This window comes from Endozoicomonas sp. Mp262, from assembly GCF_025643335.1.
GTDB lineage: Bacteria > Pseudomonadota > Gammaproteobacteria > Pseudomonadales > Endozoicomonadaceae > Endonucleibacter.
In genome coordinates, this window is sequence record NZ_CP092489.1 from 2,619,681 (window position 1) to 2,636,557 (window position 16,877).

At 43.3% G+C, this 16,877-nt stretch carries 15 protein-coding genes; 6 read left to right on the forward strand and 9 right to left on the reverse strand.

Features of this window, described 5'->3' with window-relative positions:
• Positions 1-209: 209 nt before the first annotated feature.
• On the forward strand, positions 210-1,568 hold the full coding sequence (locus MJ595_RS11595) for a sodium:alanine symporter family protein (protein ID WP_263078033.1): 1,359 nt from the start codon (positions 210-212) through the stop codon (positions 1,566-1,568).
• Positions 1,569-1,657: 89 nt separating this feature from the next.
• Positions 1,658-2,686: an L-threonine 3-dehydrogenase gene (gene tdh / locus MJ595_RS11600; protein WP_263322497.1), complete on the forward strand. Its 1,029-nt coding sequence runs from the start codon at positions 1,658-1,660 to the stop codon at positions 2,684-2,686.
• A 109-nt stretch (positions 2,687-2,795) separates the two neighbouring features.
• Here tdh and MJ595_RS11605 read toward each other — a convergent pair whose 3' ends face one another.
• Positions 2,796-3,002 carry a hypothetical protein gene (locus MJ595_RS11605; protein WP_263078034.1) on the reverse strand — a complete coding sequence of 69 codons (207 nt, stop codon included), beginning with the start codon at positions 3,000-3,002 and terminating at the stop codon, positions 2,796-2,798.
• A gap of 625 nt (positions 3,003-3,627) precedes the next feature.
• Here MJ595_RS11605 and MJ595_RS11610 point away from each other — a divergent pair.
• Positions 3,628-5,124: an oligopeptide:H+ symporter gene (locus MJ595_RS11610; protein WP_263078035.1), complete on the forward strand. Its 1,497-nt coding sequence runs from the start codon at positions 3,628-3,630 to the stop codon at positions 5,122-5,124.
• Positions 5,125-5,188: 64 nt separating this feature from the next.
• On the opposite strand, the gene MJ595_RS11615 is transcribed toward MJ595_RS11610, so the two are convergent.
• The 3 genes from MJ595_RS11615 to MJ595_RS11625 form a co-directional block, all read right to left on the reverse strand.
• A complete protein-coding gene (locus MJ595_RS11615; RefSeq protein ID WP_263078036.1) occupies positions 5,189-6,388 on the reverse strand; it encodes a baculoviral IAP repeat-containing protein in 1,200 nt (399 codons plus the stop codon).
• Positions 6,389-6,621: 233 nt separating this feature from the next.
• Positions 6,622-7,275: an IS630 family transposase gene (locus MJ595_RS11620; protein ID WP_263322427.1), complete on the reverse strand. Its 654-nt coding sequence runs from the start codon at positions 7,273-7,275 to the stop codon at positions 6,622-6,624.
• Positions 7,197-7,670, reverse strand: a complete 474-nt coding sequence (locus tag MJ595_RS11625) for a helix-turn-helix domain-containing protein (RefSeq protein WP_263078037.1) — start codon at positions 7,668-7,670, stop codon at positions 7,197-7,199. Before MJ595_RS11625 ends, MJ595_RS11620 begins: the two co-directional genes overlap by 79 nt.
• Positions 7,671-8,019: 349 nt before the next feature.
• On the opposite strand from MJ595_RS11625, the gene dcuC reads away from it, so the two are divergent.
• Entirely contained in the window at positions 8,020-9,414 is a 1,395-nt protein-coding gene (dcuC, locus tag MJ595_RS11630; RefSeq protein ID WP_263078038.1) for a C4-dicarboxylate transporter DcuC, read from the forward strand.
• A gap of 73 nt (positions 9,415-9,487) precedes the next feature.
• On the opposite strand, the gene MJ595_RS11635 is transcribed toward dcuC, so the two are convergent.
• Entirely contained in the window at positions 9,488-10,483 is a 996-nt protein-coding gene (locus MJ595_RS11635) for a LysR family transcriptional regulator (RefSeq protein ID WP_263078039.1), read from the reverse strand.
• 110 nt (positions 10,484-10,593) lie between these two features.
• Between MJ595_RS11635 and MJ595_RS11640 the strand changes: the two genes are divergently transcribed.
• Together MJ595_RS11640 and MJ595_RS11645 are read left to right on the forward strand one after the other, a co-directional pair.
• On the forward strand, positions 10,594-11,610 hold the full coding sequence (locus MJ595_RS11640; RefSeq protein ID WP_263078040.1) for an NADP-dependent oxidoreductase: 1,017 nt from the start codon (positions 10,594-10,596) through the stop codon (positions 11,608-11,610).
• A gap of 2 nt (positions 11,611-11,612) precedes the next feature.
• Positions 11,613-12,767, forward strand: a complete 1,155-nt coding sequence (locus tag MJ595_RS11645; RefSeq protein WP_263078041.1) for an iron-containing alcohol dehydrogenase — start codon at positions 11,613-11,615, stop codon at positions 12,765-12,767.
• A 75-nt stretch (positions 12,768-12,842) separates the two neighbouring features.
• Here MJ595_RS11645 and MJ595_RS11650 read toward each other — a convergent pair whose 3' ends face one another.
• The 4 genes from MJ595_RS11650 to MJ595_RS11665 form a co-directional block, all read right to left on the reverse strand.
• The gene (locus tag MJ595_RS11650) at positions 12,843-13,556 is read right to left on the reverse strand and encodes a protein kinase (protein ID WP_263078042.1); all 714 of its coding nucleotides are present in this window, start codon (positions 13,554-13,556) and stop codon (positions 12,843-12,845) included.
• Positions 13,549-14,202: an IS630 family transposase gene (locus MJ595_RS11655; RefSeq protein WP_263322427.1), complete on the reverse strand. Its 654-nt coding sequence runs from the start codon at positions 14,200-14,202 to the stop codon at positions 13,549-13,551. The genes MJ595_RS11650 and MJ595_RS11655 overlap by 8 nt, the downstream gene beginning before the upstream one ends.
• Positions 14,124-14,597: a helix-turn-helix domain-containing protein gene (locus tag MJ595_RS11660; RefSeq protein WP_263078043.1), complete on the reverse strand. Its 474-nt coding sequence runs from the start codon at positions 14,595-14,597 to the stop codon at positions 14,124-14,126. The genes MJ595_RS11655 and MJ595_RS11660 overlap by 79 nt, the downstream gene beginning before the upstream one ends.
• A gap of 141 nt (positions 14,598-14,738) precedes the next feature.
• Complete coding sequence (locus tag MJ595_RS11665; protein WP_263078044.1) at positions 14,739-16,451, reverse strand: baculoviral IAP repeat-containing protein; 1,713 nt, start codon at positions 16,449-16,451, stop codon at positions 14,739-14,741.
• Positions 16,452-16,877 lie beyond the last annotated feature (426 nt).

Sequence of the window (16,877 nt, forward strand, 5' to 3'; positions counted from 1 at the left end):
CTACTGCGAAAAAGCCGGATTTGGCCATTTTTTATGCTGACTCTCGTTAAATAGAACCACTATTCGCCTCGAATCAGCATAAAAAATGGCTCAAACCGGTCTTTTTCTCGCTACGATCGGCTAAGTCCGACAGGCCGCTAGAACCGAAAATAAACGACAAACCACAGTTAAAAGCAAAAATAGGGGGCGTCATGGATAGTTTGCTATCTATGGTAACAGAGGTAAATAACCTGCTCTGGGGCTACCTTCTGATATTCCTTTTGGCCGGAACAGGTATCTACTTCACGGTTCGATTGCGATTTGTCCAGGTGCGTCGTTTTAAACAATCGGTATGGTTAGCTTTCGGTGGCAAGAAGGGAGGCAAGGCTGATGGCAAGGGCATGAGCTCCTTTCAGTCCCTGACCACTGCCATTGCTGCCCAAGTGGGTACTGGTAATCTGGCGGGGGCAGCAACCGCCATTGCTGCGGGTGGCCCCGGTGCCATTTTCTGGATGTGGATAACTGCCTTTTTCGGAATGGGAACCATATTTGCCGAAGCGGTACTGGCGCAGGAATATAAAGAGAATATTAATGGCCAGGTGCGTGGAGGACCTGCTTTTTATTTAAGCAAGGGCGTTGGCAGTAAAGGGTTGGCCGTATTTTTTGCAGTGAGCATTATTATTGCCCTGGGCTTTATCGGCAATATGGTTCAGGCTAACTCCATCGGTCATGCCTTTGATACCGCATTCGGGGTCAATCCCCTGGTCATTGGCATTGTGCTTTCCTGTCTGGCAGGGCTTATTTTTCGTGGGGGGGTTCGCAGTATCGCTTCATTTACCAGCAAAGTAGTGCCTTTTATGGCGTTGCTTTATATTGCGGGTAGCTTATGGATTTTACTGACGAATCTGTCGGCCATTGGTGCCGGATTGAAGATGATTGTTGTTGGAGCCTTTGACCCAATGGCGGCAACGGGCGGTGTTCTGGGTGTAACAATTAAGGAAGCGGTTCGCTACGGTGTTGCCCGGGGACTTTTTTCCAATGAAGCCGGTATGGGATCTACACCCCATGCCCACGCGGTAGCCAAGGTTAAGCACCCTGTGGAGCAGGGTACCATTGCCATGTTCGGTGTTTTCTTTGACACCTTTATTATTTTAACCATTACCGCACTGGTGATTTTAACCATTCCAGTGGACGGTTCACTCACCGGAATAGCCCTGACCCAGGGAGCATTTCACGCAAGTATGGGGCCTTTTGGTGATATTTTTATTGCAATAGCCCTCTTGTTTTTTGCCTTTTCAACGATTATTGGCTGGTACTTTTTTGGAGAAGCCAATATTCGCTATTTGTTCCGTAATGAGCACGCGGTAGTGGTGTATGAGTGGGCTGTTATGGCCTGTATTATTGTCGGCTGTGCCCTGAAGGTGGATTTGGTCTGGGAGCTGGCTGATATGTTTAATGGCTTGATGGTTCTACCCAACCTGATTGGCTTGCTACTGTTGGCGAAAGTGGTTAGCAAGCGGTTGGATGAATTTGAGAGGCTGGATCAGAATGTCGGTAGGGGTAATAAGCAAAAAATAATAACCCATTAATGTTTTCAAATTTATCAAAACCTTCGATTTAAGAAGGTTTTGTTGAGACATCCTTAATTGAAAAGTGAATGATTGTAATGACAGGAACAATGAAAACACTGGCCAAATTAAAGGCTGAAAAAGGCATCTGGATGGATGAAAAACCCATTCCCGAGGTGGGTTACAATGATGTTCTGATAAAGATCAAGAAAACCGCTATTTGCGGTACTGATATTCATATTTACAACTGGGATGAGTGGTCACAGAAAACCATTCCTGCCGGTATGACGGTGGGTCATGAATTTGCCGGTGAAGTGGTTGCCATGGGAGATGGTGTAGAAGGACTGACCCTTGGTGAACGAGTATCCGGCGAAGGCCATATTGTATGCGGTCACTGTCGTAATTGCCGGGCAGGTCGTCGCCATTTATGTCGGAATACCTTTGGTGTTGGGGTTAATCGTCCAGGAGCCTTTGCGGAATACCTCTGTATTCCCGCAGTCAATGTGTATCCTCTGCCAGAAGATATCAGTGATGATATGGCCTCTATTTTTGACCCTTTGGGTAATGCCGTGCATACCGCCTTATCGTTTGATTTGGTTGGTGAAGATGTGTTGATTACGGGGGCGGGTCCCATCGGTATCATGGCCTCTGCCATCGTCCGTCATGCCGGTGCGCGCCATGTGGTGATCACCGATGTCAATGATTACCGGTTGTCTCTGGCTCATGAGATGGGCTGCGGTGTTCGTACCGTTAATGTGCTGAATGAGTCCCTGGATCAGGTGATGAAAGACCTGGATATGAAAGAGGGCTTTGATGTCGGGCTGGAAATGTCCGGTAATGGTTCAGCTTTTGAGCAAATGCTGGAAGTGATGGATCATGGCGGCAAGGTATCGCTGCTGGGAATCCCGGGTAAGGATACGGTGATTGACTGGAATCAGGTTATTTTTAAGGGATTGATAATCAAGGGTATTTATGGCCGGGAAATGTTCGAGACCTGGTATAAGATGACCAGCATGTTGCAATCTGGCCTGAATATGCAGCCGGTGATTACCCATCACTATGGTGTGGCTGATTATCAGGAAGCATTTGAGGTTATGGCAAGCGGTAAATCTGGTAAGGTCATTCTTGACTGGAGCTAATTGAACTAATAATACTCCTGTCGCCCAGTCCATTTCATGGTCTGGGCATCGTTTATTGTGCATGATGGGAAAAGAAGTAGGGGGGAAGAAAAAGCGGGAGCAGGTCAGCTTATTGAAGCTTGCCCTGGCGTCGCCATTTCTGTTCCTGATTTTCTTTATTAACCGGTTGTGACAGCCAACGCCGGCGCCATTTTTCCTGTCTGGTGTCCGTATACTCTTTTACACGGGGTTTACTCACCATCATCAGTCCATGGCTTAGAATACCTTCAGGCACAGTCTGGCTGGCGGGGCCGTGGGTACAGTTATAGTTATTCATGGTTAATATCCTTGATATAAAAAATGTACTTCCTCTTGCGTCCTCTTGGGTTATGGATGGACTTGCAGGGTTGGAAATGACTCTATTATTACAATGAGAGTCCATTGTAGTCGTTTAAGTTGACAGAAATATGACTCTCGTCACCTACTGCTATCTGAATTCATTTTTTTGGGTTTTGCTGGTGTAAGCCTAACACATGGGTATGTTCAGAAATGAGCAGACAAGATCAATGTTACAGAAATTGAAGGTTATTTTCTGTTACTAACATAGCTATATATCGGTTATATCATATATAACTATAATCTCAAGCGCTTTTTTTGTTTTACCGGAGTTGTCTGATATAGGTCAACTCTCGTACATCAGTTATTAGTCACCATGAATATAGTTGTTTTTTAGTAAAAAAGCGATGATTAGGATGGGGTTTTGTGATTTATTAGGTGATTATTCTGTCATGTCTTAACCCTGCATCAGATCAATAAAAAAAAAGTTATTAATAGTAACCTTCTGACCGTTTTTGTAATTAAACATATGACGTTTACTTGCTTGATCATTGATTATTTAAGATGTTCTTGATAAAGCAGTTTTTCAAAAGACACTAACTCTCCAATCCAGAAGAATCCGGACTATGTTAGCGACCTTCAGAAGTCATACCCGAACATTCCAGTTAATGTATATTGTTCAGGTATGTAACGGCTTTGCCTACTATGGAATGTTTGGCCTTTTAACGGTCTACCTTGTCAAGGGAATGAATTTTGCCGAGGCAGATTCCTTTGGAGTGGTGGGAGCCTATGTTGCTTTAGGCTATACCCTGCTGACACTGGGGGGCTTTCTGGCAGATAAGGTGTTTGGCTCGAAGCGTGGGCTTTATCTGGGATTATTCTTTAGGGCACTTGGATTTATCTCTCTTGGGGTCGCTGCCTGGATGCAGTTGGAATGGCTTACCTACATTGCCTTGACTTGTACTTCTGTGGGTGGGGGGCTGGCAAATACCAGTCCTGGGTCTCTGATTGCCCGCTCCTATAAGTCTGGTGATAAGCGGGTGGATGGTGCTTTTACCCTGTTTTACCATGGCAATAACCTGGGGTCATTTTCCGCTCGGATGCTTTTCCCGATTATTGCCGCTGCCGTTTCATGGGGTTTTGCCTTCGCCTTTGCAGGTTTTGCACTTTGTATTGCGATTGTTGTTTTATTCTTCCTGAAAGGCTGGATTAAAGATGTGGGTTCTCCGGCAGATTTTCGCCCGATTAGCACTCCACTGTATTTAGGAATTGTGGCTGGCAGTATTGCCCTGATCTTTATTGCCGCATGGTTATTGAATAATATTGTCATTACCCAGTGGCTAATGGCTGTTATTGGAACACTGGCAGCGATCTACTTTATCTGGGAAATGATGAAGGAGAAAGGTGGGCAAAGAACCCGTATGGCAGTGGCTCTGGTTCTGCTCTTTGAGTCCATGCTGTTCTTTGTGATATATAACCAGATGTACACATCCATGACGTTCTTTTCCATCAACAATGTTCAACCCAATGTTGCCGGAATTCCCATTAACCCCATTTCCTTCCCTGCTTTAAACCCCCTCTGGATTATTATTGTTAGTCCGTTGCTGGCAGGTTTATACAACCGTTTAGGCAAACAGGGGCGTGACCCATCCATTGCTATCAAGTTCTCTATCGGTATGCTGTTTAGTTGTGCCGCTTTTTCCATTATGTCGCTGGGCAGTTGCTTTGCTGATGAAACCGGTATGATTTCATCCTGGTGGCTGGTATTAGCCCACCTGCTTCAAGCTGTTGCAGAGCTGTTGGTGAGTGCTTTGGGACTTTCTGTATTAGCCCAGCTTCTGCCTAAGCGCCTGACAGGCTTTGCTATTGGTGCCCAGGCGATGACCATTTCAGCCGCAAGTATTATTGGTAGTAAGCTAGCCGGTTTTACAGCCACTCCAAAAGGGGAGGTTAATCCTTTGGAAACATTGCCTGTGTATGGGCAGTACTTTATGTACCTGGCAGTGGCAGTGGGGATTGTGGGCGTTATTATGTTGTTGGTTGCCCCCCGGTTAACCCGAATGATTGAAGGGTCAGAGGAGAAAGAAGATAAGGGGACGGAAGATCAGGCCGTAACGGCTTAACGGCATTATTTTTCTGTTAGAAAGGGAGCTATCCTGAATAGGGATAGCTCCCTTATTTTTCGCTTTATTGATGGATTAAGCTGGAGACCAGTAACCCTTGCTCTAATAGTTTTTGAGCATCAAGCTTTGATAGTGCTTCAATGTTTGTTTTTAAAGCGATGTTTGATTTCAGTACATCATTTTGGTCTTTTCTCATTGATGCATCTTCAGGTAAGTCAGCCCACCAGTCACTGGTATCATAAAGCATGGCCACATAAATTTGGGGAGCTGACCAATATGCTTGATCTAATGGTATATGAGCTTGGGTTAGTCTCTTTGCAGCAAGGATAATAGCTGATTTTAAGTTGGCTCCATTACTAAGAGAAGTCAATGAACCCTGGAGAGTGTTGAGGTAGTCTTCATTTTCCAGTTTATATTTTTGCAAAAATGTATCTGGCTGATGTAGAGCCCAGGATGGCCAGTAGTGTGAGGGAGAAAGATAGGTTTTTTCCTCCATCTTTCTTTTTTTTACTTTAGTGGGGGATTTTTGAACATAGTCATCAAATTCAATATGGTAATAGTTGGTTTTTTTACAAAGAATTTTTTCCTGTAGACACCTTCCTGAAAGATAGAGTGTTGTAGCTGTAAAAGGCTCAATGACTTCAATGATAATACGGGTGCCTGTTTCAACCTCCTGAGGATGGACTTTGTCGGTAGTGCATTGACCACTACAAACAATGGATGCTGTATTATTTTTCCCTGTAGAATTTTTTGTTGTATGAGGCTTTGTTTTTTTTAATACGGGTTCTGTGGAGTCTGAAGAGCCAGATACCCGAAAGAGTGCACTGTTTTTTTGAGGGGAAAACTGCCTGGTAGATATTGCTTTTGCCAAAGGGCAATATTCTTTGTTGCGTTTGAAGCTGGCCTTTAGATGGCAATCTAATGGGTCATCTCCTTCTTCCCATTGATAGAGATATGTTTTGCATAATGTACAATTAACGCCATCATTTGTGCCATCTGACTTTCGGTAAAAACCAGCCTGAAGGATTGATTCTTTGGTTGGGCCGCCATTAACGACTTCTAATGGATATGTATCGAATGTTTGAGCGGCTTCATCATAACAGTAGTGTGCCTCCATGCAACAATCCTGGTGGGAATATGCGGAGTTTACTGGGAATGCGAGTATTGAAAATAAATAGCAGTAAAACCATTTTGTTAATAAGAATAACGCGTTTTTGTTTTTTATTTTAATGGACTTTGTTGGTGAAAAAAATCTGATATTCATGATGGGAACCTGCTTCGTGTTTTTGCAATTAGCATAGGTGAAAATAAAAGTAGTGTGATTGTTTATTTTGATATAGGTAAGATTTTTTTTAATTTGAAAGAGTTAATAAGAGTGTTTTCTATTACTTGTAGGTTCTTTTATTAGTTTTAGTGCTGTTGATCTATATCATTAATTTTAGGGCTTGTTAATTATAAAATTAGAACTAAGTAGTGTATAGATTGCTTTCGAATAATTTAACCATCCAGTCGGACAGTATTAGAAAATGAGATCATATACTCCTCTCCAAATGAAAAAAGCACCCGTTCAACTTCTTTTTCAAATTCCGCAAAGCTCTTGATTGACAAGAGGTTGAGCCATTCATACTTTATTTTCCTCCACAGGATTTCAATCAGGTTGAGCTCAGGTGAATATGTTGGCAGAAAGCAGACCAGCAATTTCTTTTCAATCATCCAGTCATCAATTCTGGCACAAAACTTTTTGCTGGTGTGAATGCTGGCATTATCCACCATAACTACCGTGTAACGATCATTTGAGCTGTATTTTTCATCTGCCATTTTCTCTGCAAAGTCATCAAAGGCCGCAATCACCGTATCGCTATTCACTGAACCCACAACAGGATAATGAAATAGCTCACAGCTTCGGTTCATAAACCCCAGTACGTTGATGCGTTTACTTTTGACTGATGGTATTCTGAGCTGCTTTCCTTTTTCCTGCCAACCGTATGGCACACAAGGTTCCTGGGTAAAGCCGGACTCATCAAAATAAAATAAATTGATTAACCCTTTGCTCTCGGCTTCCTGGGCATCTTTCAGAGCAGTTTTACAGTCATGGAATTGCTCTTCGTCCCGTTTATGTTTGCATGATTTACGGAGTCTTTTGTAAACCAGCCCTGCTTTTTTACAATGTTTGCCAGAGTAATTTTTGATGAAGATTTACCGGTTTCATCCTCGATCTTGGATTTGACATACGATAAGCGACGAGGCTCTTCAGCCACTAATTCTTTTATGCGTTGCACTTCGGATTCGTCATATATGCACGGCCTACCGCCACCATGCCCCTTGTACAAGGCACGAATACCATATTCTTCCCAATCATCAATCCACTGAGAAGCAGTTTGATATCTAATTTCAAGTATTTCGGCAATTTGCTCAAGGGTAAAGCCACGATTGCTCAATAAAAGGCTATGGGCTCTTTCCCTTATACATCTCAGAGGTCCGTAGTGTTTGGCGAATTTCAAAGTTAATAAAACAGCTTCATCAGTGATTGTAGTGACGTACTTCATAGGGAGAGGGATTTAAAGACCAGTACTCTCTTTATAATAGAGTAAATGTATCATTCAATAGCTATCTGATCGTTAGATCAAGAAGTAGATTTCTCGTACTGGCCGAACATCCAGTTTATTTGAAACCAAACTATGACCTACTTAATTACTTTTTTTCAGCCTCTCCTGCTTTGATAGAGACTGGGTATGATTTTTGTATTTTGACAATACCTCTCTTTAAAACTATTTCTGGCTCGGTTATGAAATATCCGGGTTAGGGGCTATTGAAGGGGGATACTCTATCTTTTTTCAATTCTGTGAGAGGTGCCGGATTTCAACGGGTGTTAGTATCTTTAGACTGGGGGAATGAATGAATCTTGTGATTACGTCTGTAGTGGCGTTACTGGCAGGGACTGCCATTTTAAGACGATATAATGCCATTGCCGTGCTTTTTCTGGCCGGTATGGTGCTTTTTTCAGCAACAATCCTGGTGACAGGAAACCCTATTCTCGGGGCAGACCAAACAACCGGTTCTGTCTGGCTGGATATTTTCGAAGCCATGCACGGTATGTTTAATAATCGTCTGGGCGGTATGGGCTTTATGCTGTTTGCCCTGTTGGCATACGCAAAATATATGTCCTATATCGGTGCTAACGATATTCTGATCAATGCTTCCTTGCGGGTGTTATCCGGCTTTAATAAGCCTTACCTGCTGCTGGCTGTTACTTTTATTATTGGTAGCTTAATATCTCTGGCAGGCTTTGGTGCAACCAGCCTGGCTGTGCTGTTAATGTCCACCCTGTATCCTGTGTTAACCCGCCTTGGACTCTCGCCTATTTCAGTAGCTGCAGCGATGGCTACCACCTGTACCATCAGCTTTTCTCCATTGGCGGTGGATTCTGTGATTGCTGCCCGGAATATTGGCATGTCGGTAGAAATTTATACGCTGAAATACCAGATTCCTATTGCTATCCCCTCAATGATTGCCATTGCTATTGCTCATATGTTCTGGCAAAAGCGCTGTGATATTAAACAGGGGCTGTATCAGCACAGTGATAAGGGACTCAATGCTGATATGTCCAATATCAGTGTCAGGACAGCGGAAGTTGAAGGAAAAGCACCCGCTTTTTATGGTTTTTTGCCATTGCTACCCATTATAGTTTTGATACTGACCAGCAATGATCTTGGATTGGTAAAGGGACTGGAAATCAGTATTGGCGGTATTGCCCTGGTCTGTATGTTTATGGCCATGCTGTTTGAAGCCATTCGCCATCGTAGTGGTAAAAAAGCCATGGAAGGTATTGAACCTATTCTTCAGGGTATGCAGGAGGCACTGCCGGTTGTGGTTATTCTGGTGGCGGCAGGTATTTTTGCATCTGGTATGAAAAGTATTGGTGCCATTGATGCCATGATTGCCTCTGCAGGCAGTATGGGATTTGGTCCCACCGCCATGATGTTTGCTTTTGTTGCCCTTACCGGAATGGTGGCTCTGCTGACAGGTTCCGGTAATGCACCTTTTTATGCCTTTGTTGAGCTGATTCCCAGGGTGGCGGAGAGCATGGGTATTAATGGTATCTATATGCTACTGCCTATGCAGCAGGCCTCTAATGCCTGTCGGAGTTTGTCCCCGGTGGCGGGTGTTATTGTTGCGACGGCGGGTATGGCAAAAGTCAGTCCTTTCGAGTTGGTGAGAAGAACAGCAGTTCCGACAGTTATTGGGCTATTGGTCAACATATTGCTCAGTATTTTATTTTTGCCAGTGTAGCAAGTCTTTTTTTGCCCAAGGTGCATTACTTGGGCAAGTTCTTTTTCTTGTAGAGCCCCTAAAAATTATTCTTTTAATCACAGCGCATGTATTGTTGATGAGCTTGTTCAGAATCACTCCTTTTACAGCTATCAACCAAGCATTCCTCTTGCAGGCTACAGATGGTTTCCGTTAACTCCTCATACATCAGCTGGCGAAACCAGATATGGGCCGGGTCTTTCATATGCCGTTCATGCCAGATAATGGAATAGGTAAATCCTTTTTGTTCCATGGGAAAGGGTAAAATAACCAGGCCATGATGTTTTGCGCAGCTTTTTGCCAGGCCAAAGGGGATTGTTAAAATTAAATCTGTTTGTGCCACCAATGCCAAAGCGGCGACAAAGTGAGGTATTCGGAGTGCCACACGTCTTTTAAGACCTGCATTTTCTAACAGGTAATCAATGGCACCCTTGCGTTCTCCGCCCATGGTTATCAGGGCATGGGCGTATTTAGCATAACTTTCCAGATCCAGTCCTGATTTCATCAGCGGGTGTGACTCCCTGATGACACAGACAAACTTATCCTGTCCTATACCTCGTCCATGAATAGAGGCTGGGGCGTCGGTCAGGCTACAGGTGGCAATATCAATGTTCTGTTGATCCAGCTCGCTCAGTAACTGTTGATGCCAGGGAATGATTTCAAGGTTAATACCGGGAGCCTCCCGATTTAGGCGACCCATAACCGAGGGTAAGAGAACCTGAGCCCCGTAATCGGTAGTGGCTAACCTGAAGTTATTTGAAGCTGTTTCCGGAACAAAGTGGGCAGGTTTAATCAGTTGGCTGATATCCTGTAAAGATCGTTGAAGCTGTAGGTAGATCCCTTCTGCCCTGGGCGTCGGTTTTAACCCCTTTGGAGTTCTGGTAAATAGCGGATCGTTGAACAGTTGTCGTAAACGAGCCAGATTACGGCTAATGGCTGGTTGAGTGAGGTTTAACCGCCCCGCTGCCCGTGTGACATTTCTTTCCTCCAGTAGAACCTGTAATACCGGTAATAAATTCAAGTCTGTTGCAGAAAGCTCTGAAATACCCACTTCATATTACTCAAAATCATGGTGAAGATGATTATGATGCATTAGAAATATAAGTACAGTGAAGCTAGATTTAGCCTGTTCTTATAAGGCTCTGCATCAGAGGTGCCAGAATGTATATCGAAAAAAACAGGGAAATTCATCTTCAACGACGCCCTCAAGGCATCCCGGTTGCAGAGGATTTTAAAACTGTCGCTGCTCCTATAGCTGAGTTACGGGATGGCGAAGTACTTATAAAAAATCGATGGATGTCTGTGGACCCCTATATGCGGGGACGGATGATAGAGCGCAAGAGTTATATTGCTCCTTTTGCATTGAATGAAGTGCTTTCTGGTGGTGCTATTGGGGTGGTGGTTGAGTCCAGGAATCCTGCCTTTCCGGAAGGTACAAAAGTATATAGCATGAATGGCTGGCGGGAGTATTTTATTAGCTGTGGTAAAGACCTTCACTCACTGCCAGATTCACCCATTCCTGAGCAGGCCTTTCTGGGTATTCTGGGAATGCCGGGTATGACCGCTTACACGGGCTTAAATAAAATTGCCGGACTCAAGGAGGGTGATAATGTATTTGTATCTGCCGCATCCGGGGCGGTTGGCGCTATTGTTTGCCAGATAGCCAAGCTAAAAGGGTGTTACGTGGCTGGCAGTGTCGGCTCGGATGATAAAGCCCGATACTTGCAAGAGCAGCTGGGGGTAGATGCTGTGGTTAATTATAAAACCACTGAAAGTCTCCAGGCGGATATTGCTAAATCCTGCCCTGCGGGTATTGATGTTTATTTTGAGAATGTAGGTGGGGCGCATCTTGAGGCTGTACTCAATCTCATGAATGACCATGGTCGTATTGCTGTCTGTGGCATGATTGACCAGTATAATGCCACCGAACCCCGCCCAGGCCCGGCAAATCTTGGGCAAATTATTATTAAAAAGCTCAGGATAGAAGGCTTTATTGTGTTTGAGCACTGGGATGGATATCCCGCGTTTGTTCAGCAAATGAGCCAGTGGATTGAGCAAGAAAAGATTAGCTGGAAAGAAACAGTTTACCACGGTATAGAACAGGCACCTGAAGCTTTTATAGGGTTATTCCTGGGTAAAAATACTGGCAAGATGCTGGTGAAGTTAGGGGACAAGTAATAGTGGATAATTTTAGTTTTCATAATCCAACCCGTCTGCATTTTGGTAAAGGGCAGATAGCAGCGGTCACCGCTGAAATTCCGGAGAATGCCCGGGTTCTGATTACTTATGGCGGCGGCAGTATCAAGAGGAATGGTACACTGGAGCAGGTACTGGCAGCACTGAAAAAACACACGGTTCTCCAGTTTGGTGGCATAGAACCCAATCCAACCTATGAAACCTTAATGAAGGCAGTGGAGTTGGCCAGAAAGGAACAGATTGATTTCCTGCTGGCCGTGGGTGGGGGTTCTGTTATTGATGGCACCAAGTTTATTGCGGCGGCCATTCCTTTTGAAGGTGATCCCTGGCAGATCCTGAGTGAACGGGCGGCTGTAACCAGGGCAATACCTGCTGGAAATGTTTTGACCTTACCTGCAACAGGTTCTGAAAGTAATGCTGCTGCTGTGGTGACCCGCAGGGAGACCAGTGACAAGCTGTCGTTTATAAGTCCTGAAGTCTACCCTCAATTTGCAATTCTTGATCCGGAGACCACCTACAGCTTGCCTGTCAGTCAGTCTGCAAATGGAGTGGTGGATGCTTTTGTTCATGTTATGGAACAGTACCTTACGGTGCGTGAAGGTGCCCAGGTTCAGGATCGCTACGCTGAAGGTTTGTTACTGACGCTTATAGAGGAAGGGCCAAAAGTTCTTAGTCAGCCAGATAATTATGATGTCCGCGCTACTATCATGTGGACTGCCAACCAGGCGTTGAATGGCCTTATTGGCAGGGGTGTCGCTCAGGATTGGTCAACCCATATGATCGGTCATGAGCTAACCGCACTTTACGGACTGGATCATGCTAAAACACTGGCTATTATTCTTCCTTCTGTAATGGACGTGATGCGCAAACAGAAGGCAGATAAAATTTTGCAGTATGGACAAAGAATCTGGGGAATCAGCTCTGGCAGTGATCAAGAACGTATTGATGCAGCCATTGAGAAAACCCGGGACTTTTTTGAACAAATGGGCATTAAAACCCGCTTGGCTGATTATGGTATTGGTGCAGACGAGGTGGTTAAACTGATTGACCAGCTAAAACGTCATAACATGATTGCGTTAGGAGAAAAGCAAAATATTACCCTTGAGCTTTCAGAGAGTATTTTAAGGAAAGCTCTTTGAGGTACAGTTATGTATTTAGGGAGGGGTTGCTTCCTCCCTGAATTTTTCAATGACTCAGGGAATAAAATATCCGGGTTAACTTTTCGGTATGGCGATGACCTCCTGATGGGGGTTTTTCAGCTGCTGGATAATTGCTCCAATTGTTGGGCGCTTTTTTGGATCCCTGTTGAGTGAAGCTGCACAAGTTCTTAATATATAAGGAGGCACATTCTCTCCTATTTCGGATAGCTTGCAGTATTGCTGCCAGGGGCTGAAATGCTTGGGGAATACCTCATCAAGGCCTTCATGATAATAATAACATATATTTTCCTTCCTATTCCTAATTTCTATGGGAACCCATTTAGCTTGAAATAGTGTTTCCTGCCCTCCAAAAGTAAACCAGCAGACTACAGCAAAGCTCCATATATCAGCGGCCGCACCATAAGGTTGACGTCCTGTTGCATCAGGGATTACTTCCGGAGCTGCGTTTGTAATGGTTCCCCGGATATCTTCGCAGACATTAAGCTCCCCGTTATGGGCATGTTTTGAGTTTTCTAGTTCAGAGACAATATTAGCTAATGAGGCCAGGTCAGTCAGCAGGGGGTTGTCTGTGCGATCAAGCATAATATTGTCTGCTTTTATATCCCTGTGTATAAAACCATAGCTATGAAGAGCCTCTATAGCTTCAGCTACCTTGATCAGGATAGTCTGTCGTTGTATCCAGGTTAAAGATGCAGGATCTTTTAATTTTTCAGCTAAAGTTTGTGGGTAATAAGTAGTGTATAGATTGCTTTCGAATAATTTAACCATCCAGTCGGACAGTATTAGAAAATGAGATCATATACTCCTCTCCAAATGAAAAAAGCACCCGTTCAACTTCTTTTTCAAATTCCGCAAAGCTCTTGATTGACAAGAGGTTGAGCCATTCATACTTTATTTTCCTCCACAGGATTTCAATCAGGTTGAGCTCAGGTGAATATGTTGGCAGAAAGCAGACCAGCAATTTCTTTTCAATCATCCAGTCATCAATTCTGGCACAAAACTTTTTGCTGGTGTGAATGCTGGCATTATCCACCATAACTACCGTGTAACGATCATTTGAGCTGTATTTTTCATCTGCCATTTTCTCTGCAAAGTCATCAAAGGCCGCAATCACCGTATCGCTATTCACTGAACCCACAACAGGATAATGAAATAGCTCACAGCTTCGGTTCATAAACCCCAGTACGTTGATGCGTTTACTTTTGACTGATGGTATTCTGAGCTGCTTTCCTTTTTCCTGCCAACCGTATGGCACACAAGGTTCCTGGGTAAAGCCGGACTCATCAAAATAAAATAAATTGATTAACCCTTTGCTCTCGGCTTCCTGGGCATCTTTCAGAGCAGTTTTACAGTCATGGAATTGCTCTTCGTCCCGTTTATGTTTGCATGATTTACGGAGTCTTTTGTAAACCAGCCCTGCTTTTTTACAATGTTTGCCAGAGTAATTTTTGATGAAGATTTACCGGTTTCATCCTCGATCTTGGATTTGACATACGATAAGCGACGAGGCTCTTCAGCCACTAATTCTTTTATGCGTTGCACTTCGGATTCGTCATATATGCACGGCCTACCGCCACCATGCCCCTTGTACAAGGCACGAATACCATATTCTTCCCAATCATCAATCCACTGAGAAGCAGTTTGATATCTAATTTCAAGTATTTCGGCAATTTGCTCAAGGGTAAAGCCACGATTGCTCAATAAAAGGCTATGGGCTCTTTCCCTTATACATCTCAGAGGTCCGTAGTGTTTGGCGAATTTCAAAGTTGATAAAACAGCTTCATCAGTGATTGTAGTGACGTACTTCATAGGGAGAGGGATTTAAAGACCAGTACTCTCTTTATAATAGAGTAAATGTATCATTCAATAGCTATCTGATCGTTAGATCAAGAAGTAGATTTCTCGTACTGGCCGAACATCCAGTTTATTTGAAACCAAACTATGACCTACTTAGCATTCCAATAAATACAGGTGTTCTTTATCCTGTTGTTCCTGATAAACGGCATATCTGATGTTTGTTATAAAGTCGAAACCGGCCATTTCTCTATTTTTTTGTGCTGTGCAGATTGTTATTAAGTTTTTATAAAGTAAAGAGCCGTGTTCTGGTTTTTTCAGTTTGATATTTTTTAGGACATAAAGTTGTCCTGATCGTCTTGATTGCACTAAAAATAATTCTGCCTCGCTACTTTTTACATCCATTTTATTTATAACTGCATAATTAGTTCTGATGTCATCTGGAAATTTGTCGAGTATAGATTGAGGGTCATTACAGTATTGTTCAGGTGGGGGTCCAGCGGGCGGGGTAAGGAGGTGACTAACTGGATGACTGCAATATTCAGGTGGCTGTACAGAGTAACCTGAGGCGCTGTTTTCATCGTATTGAAGTGCATCACTTGTTTGTTCATATTCGTGAGGATATTCTTTTCGAGAGAGGTGTTCTTGGTCTTGGATAAGAAAATCAATCTGACCTTTTACAGTGAACTCTTCAATTATGGGCTGTCTTAATCTAGTTGATATTATCTTGTCAAGCCAGTAATCCGTATCCCGGCTAATAGACAGAAATGATCCGCTGGTGGTTTTATATGTATCGGTTTTATTAACTTCTGAGTCAAAGGCTAGAATAAAAAACAGCTCTATTGTGATTGGAAGCGAGGGTTCTTTTGGGTACTGAGGGAGGCGATGTATAATTTCTAGCCTTCTGTTTGCTGCACTCAATATATGCCTTGGCTGAAGGCCAGTAAAGAACACTGATAGTTCATCTAGTGTCTCGTAAATGATATTAAGGTCATACTGCCCCATGACATCATGGACCTTTCCCCTCAATATATGATCGATTGCCTTTGAAGGGGGGATATCCTGATACAGGATGTCTTCACCTGTGATACCCCATTGCCTGACTCTTTCCTGGTCTTTATAGGCTTGAGTGTGAGTGTGTCCAGTCAGGTCTTGCGTTGTCAACAGCTGAATATAAAGGCTGGAAGTATTTATCGTGTGTGGATAGCCTGGACGCTGTTTTTGTTTGAGGTCAAATGCCGAGTCGATCAGGTATTGTTTTATTCTTTTGCCACCTAATAAACAGGATAGCTCTTCACCTATTTGAAAAAACTGGTGTTCATCATTAAATCCAAGGTCACGAAGAAATGAGGCTGCCATTTTTACCTGTGCTCGTGGCCACTGGCGGCTAGAAGCATATGGATATACTGAATCATCAAAGGAAACCATGACAGTAAATGCGTCCACATGTTCCTCCACATGGCCAAATTTATAATGTATCTTGCCATCGGGCCTGTGACGATCTGTAACTACAACATGTGGTTTTAGTCTGGGATGACGTTTGTATGAAAACTCATTTTGATCCCAGGGGGCGAATGCTTTGTTATCTATTGCCTGGGCCAGACCGCATAGCTCGTTGCTGCTCATATGTTTTTTGATAGGGTCATCCTCGGTATCCCAATGGCTTATAGCTGTTTTACAGACAGGACACTGTACGAGGTCTTTATGGCCATTATCTCCAGGAGTAAAGTAAAATCCTGCGCTAATCATAGATAAATCATCTGGTTTCTTTAGTGGCCATTGTTGTTTTTGAAAGCTGATTGCTGCTTCGTTTAATTGATAGGTATGATTTTCAATAGTTGCATTTGTTGATACAGAAAGTACCAGCAAAATTATTCCTGATATGCACTTCAGGTTGATTTTATGCTCAGCGATCAGCCTTTTTAAAGGAAAAGATGCTTTAGTATAATGTAAGCAAAACATTTCATAACTTCTATTATTATTTCTGACTTTTAAGCATAGATGTATATTTCATAGGGTAGTGTTTATTTTTTTATTTTTGAGAGGGAAAAATAAAGCTATCGTTTTAGTTGATTATTAATCGAACAGGCTTTTTGTGCGTTATCGTGAGATAACGATTTTTAACAGAAAAAAACATCCGTTGTCTCAGGTCAATATTTGTTTCTCTAATTCCATTATAAAGAAAGGGCTAAAATCCCTCACAAGTGCAGCCTGTGAATGTTGCCTGAAGTTTTTCATATGCCGCACTGTATTTAAGACAGGTGAAATAGGAATCATTTTTATCTGTTAACTTTA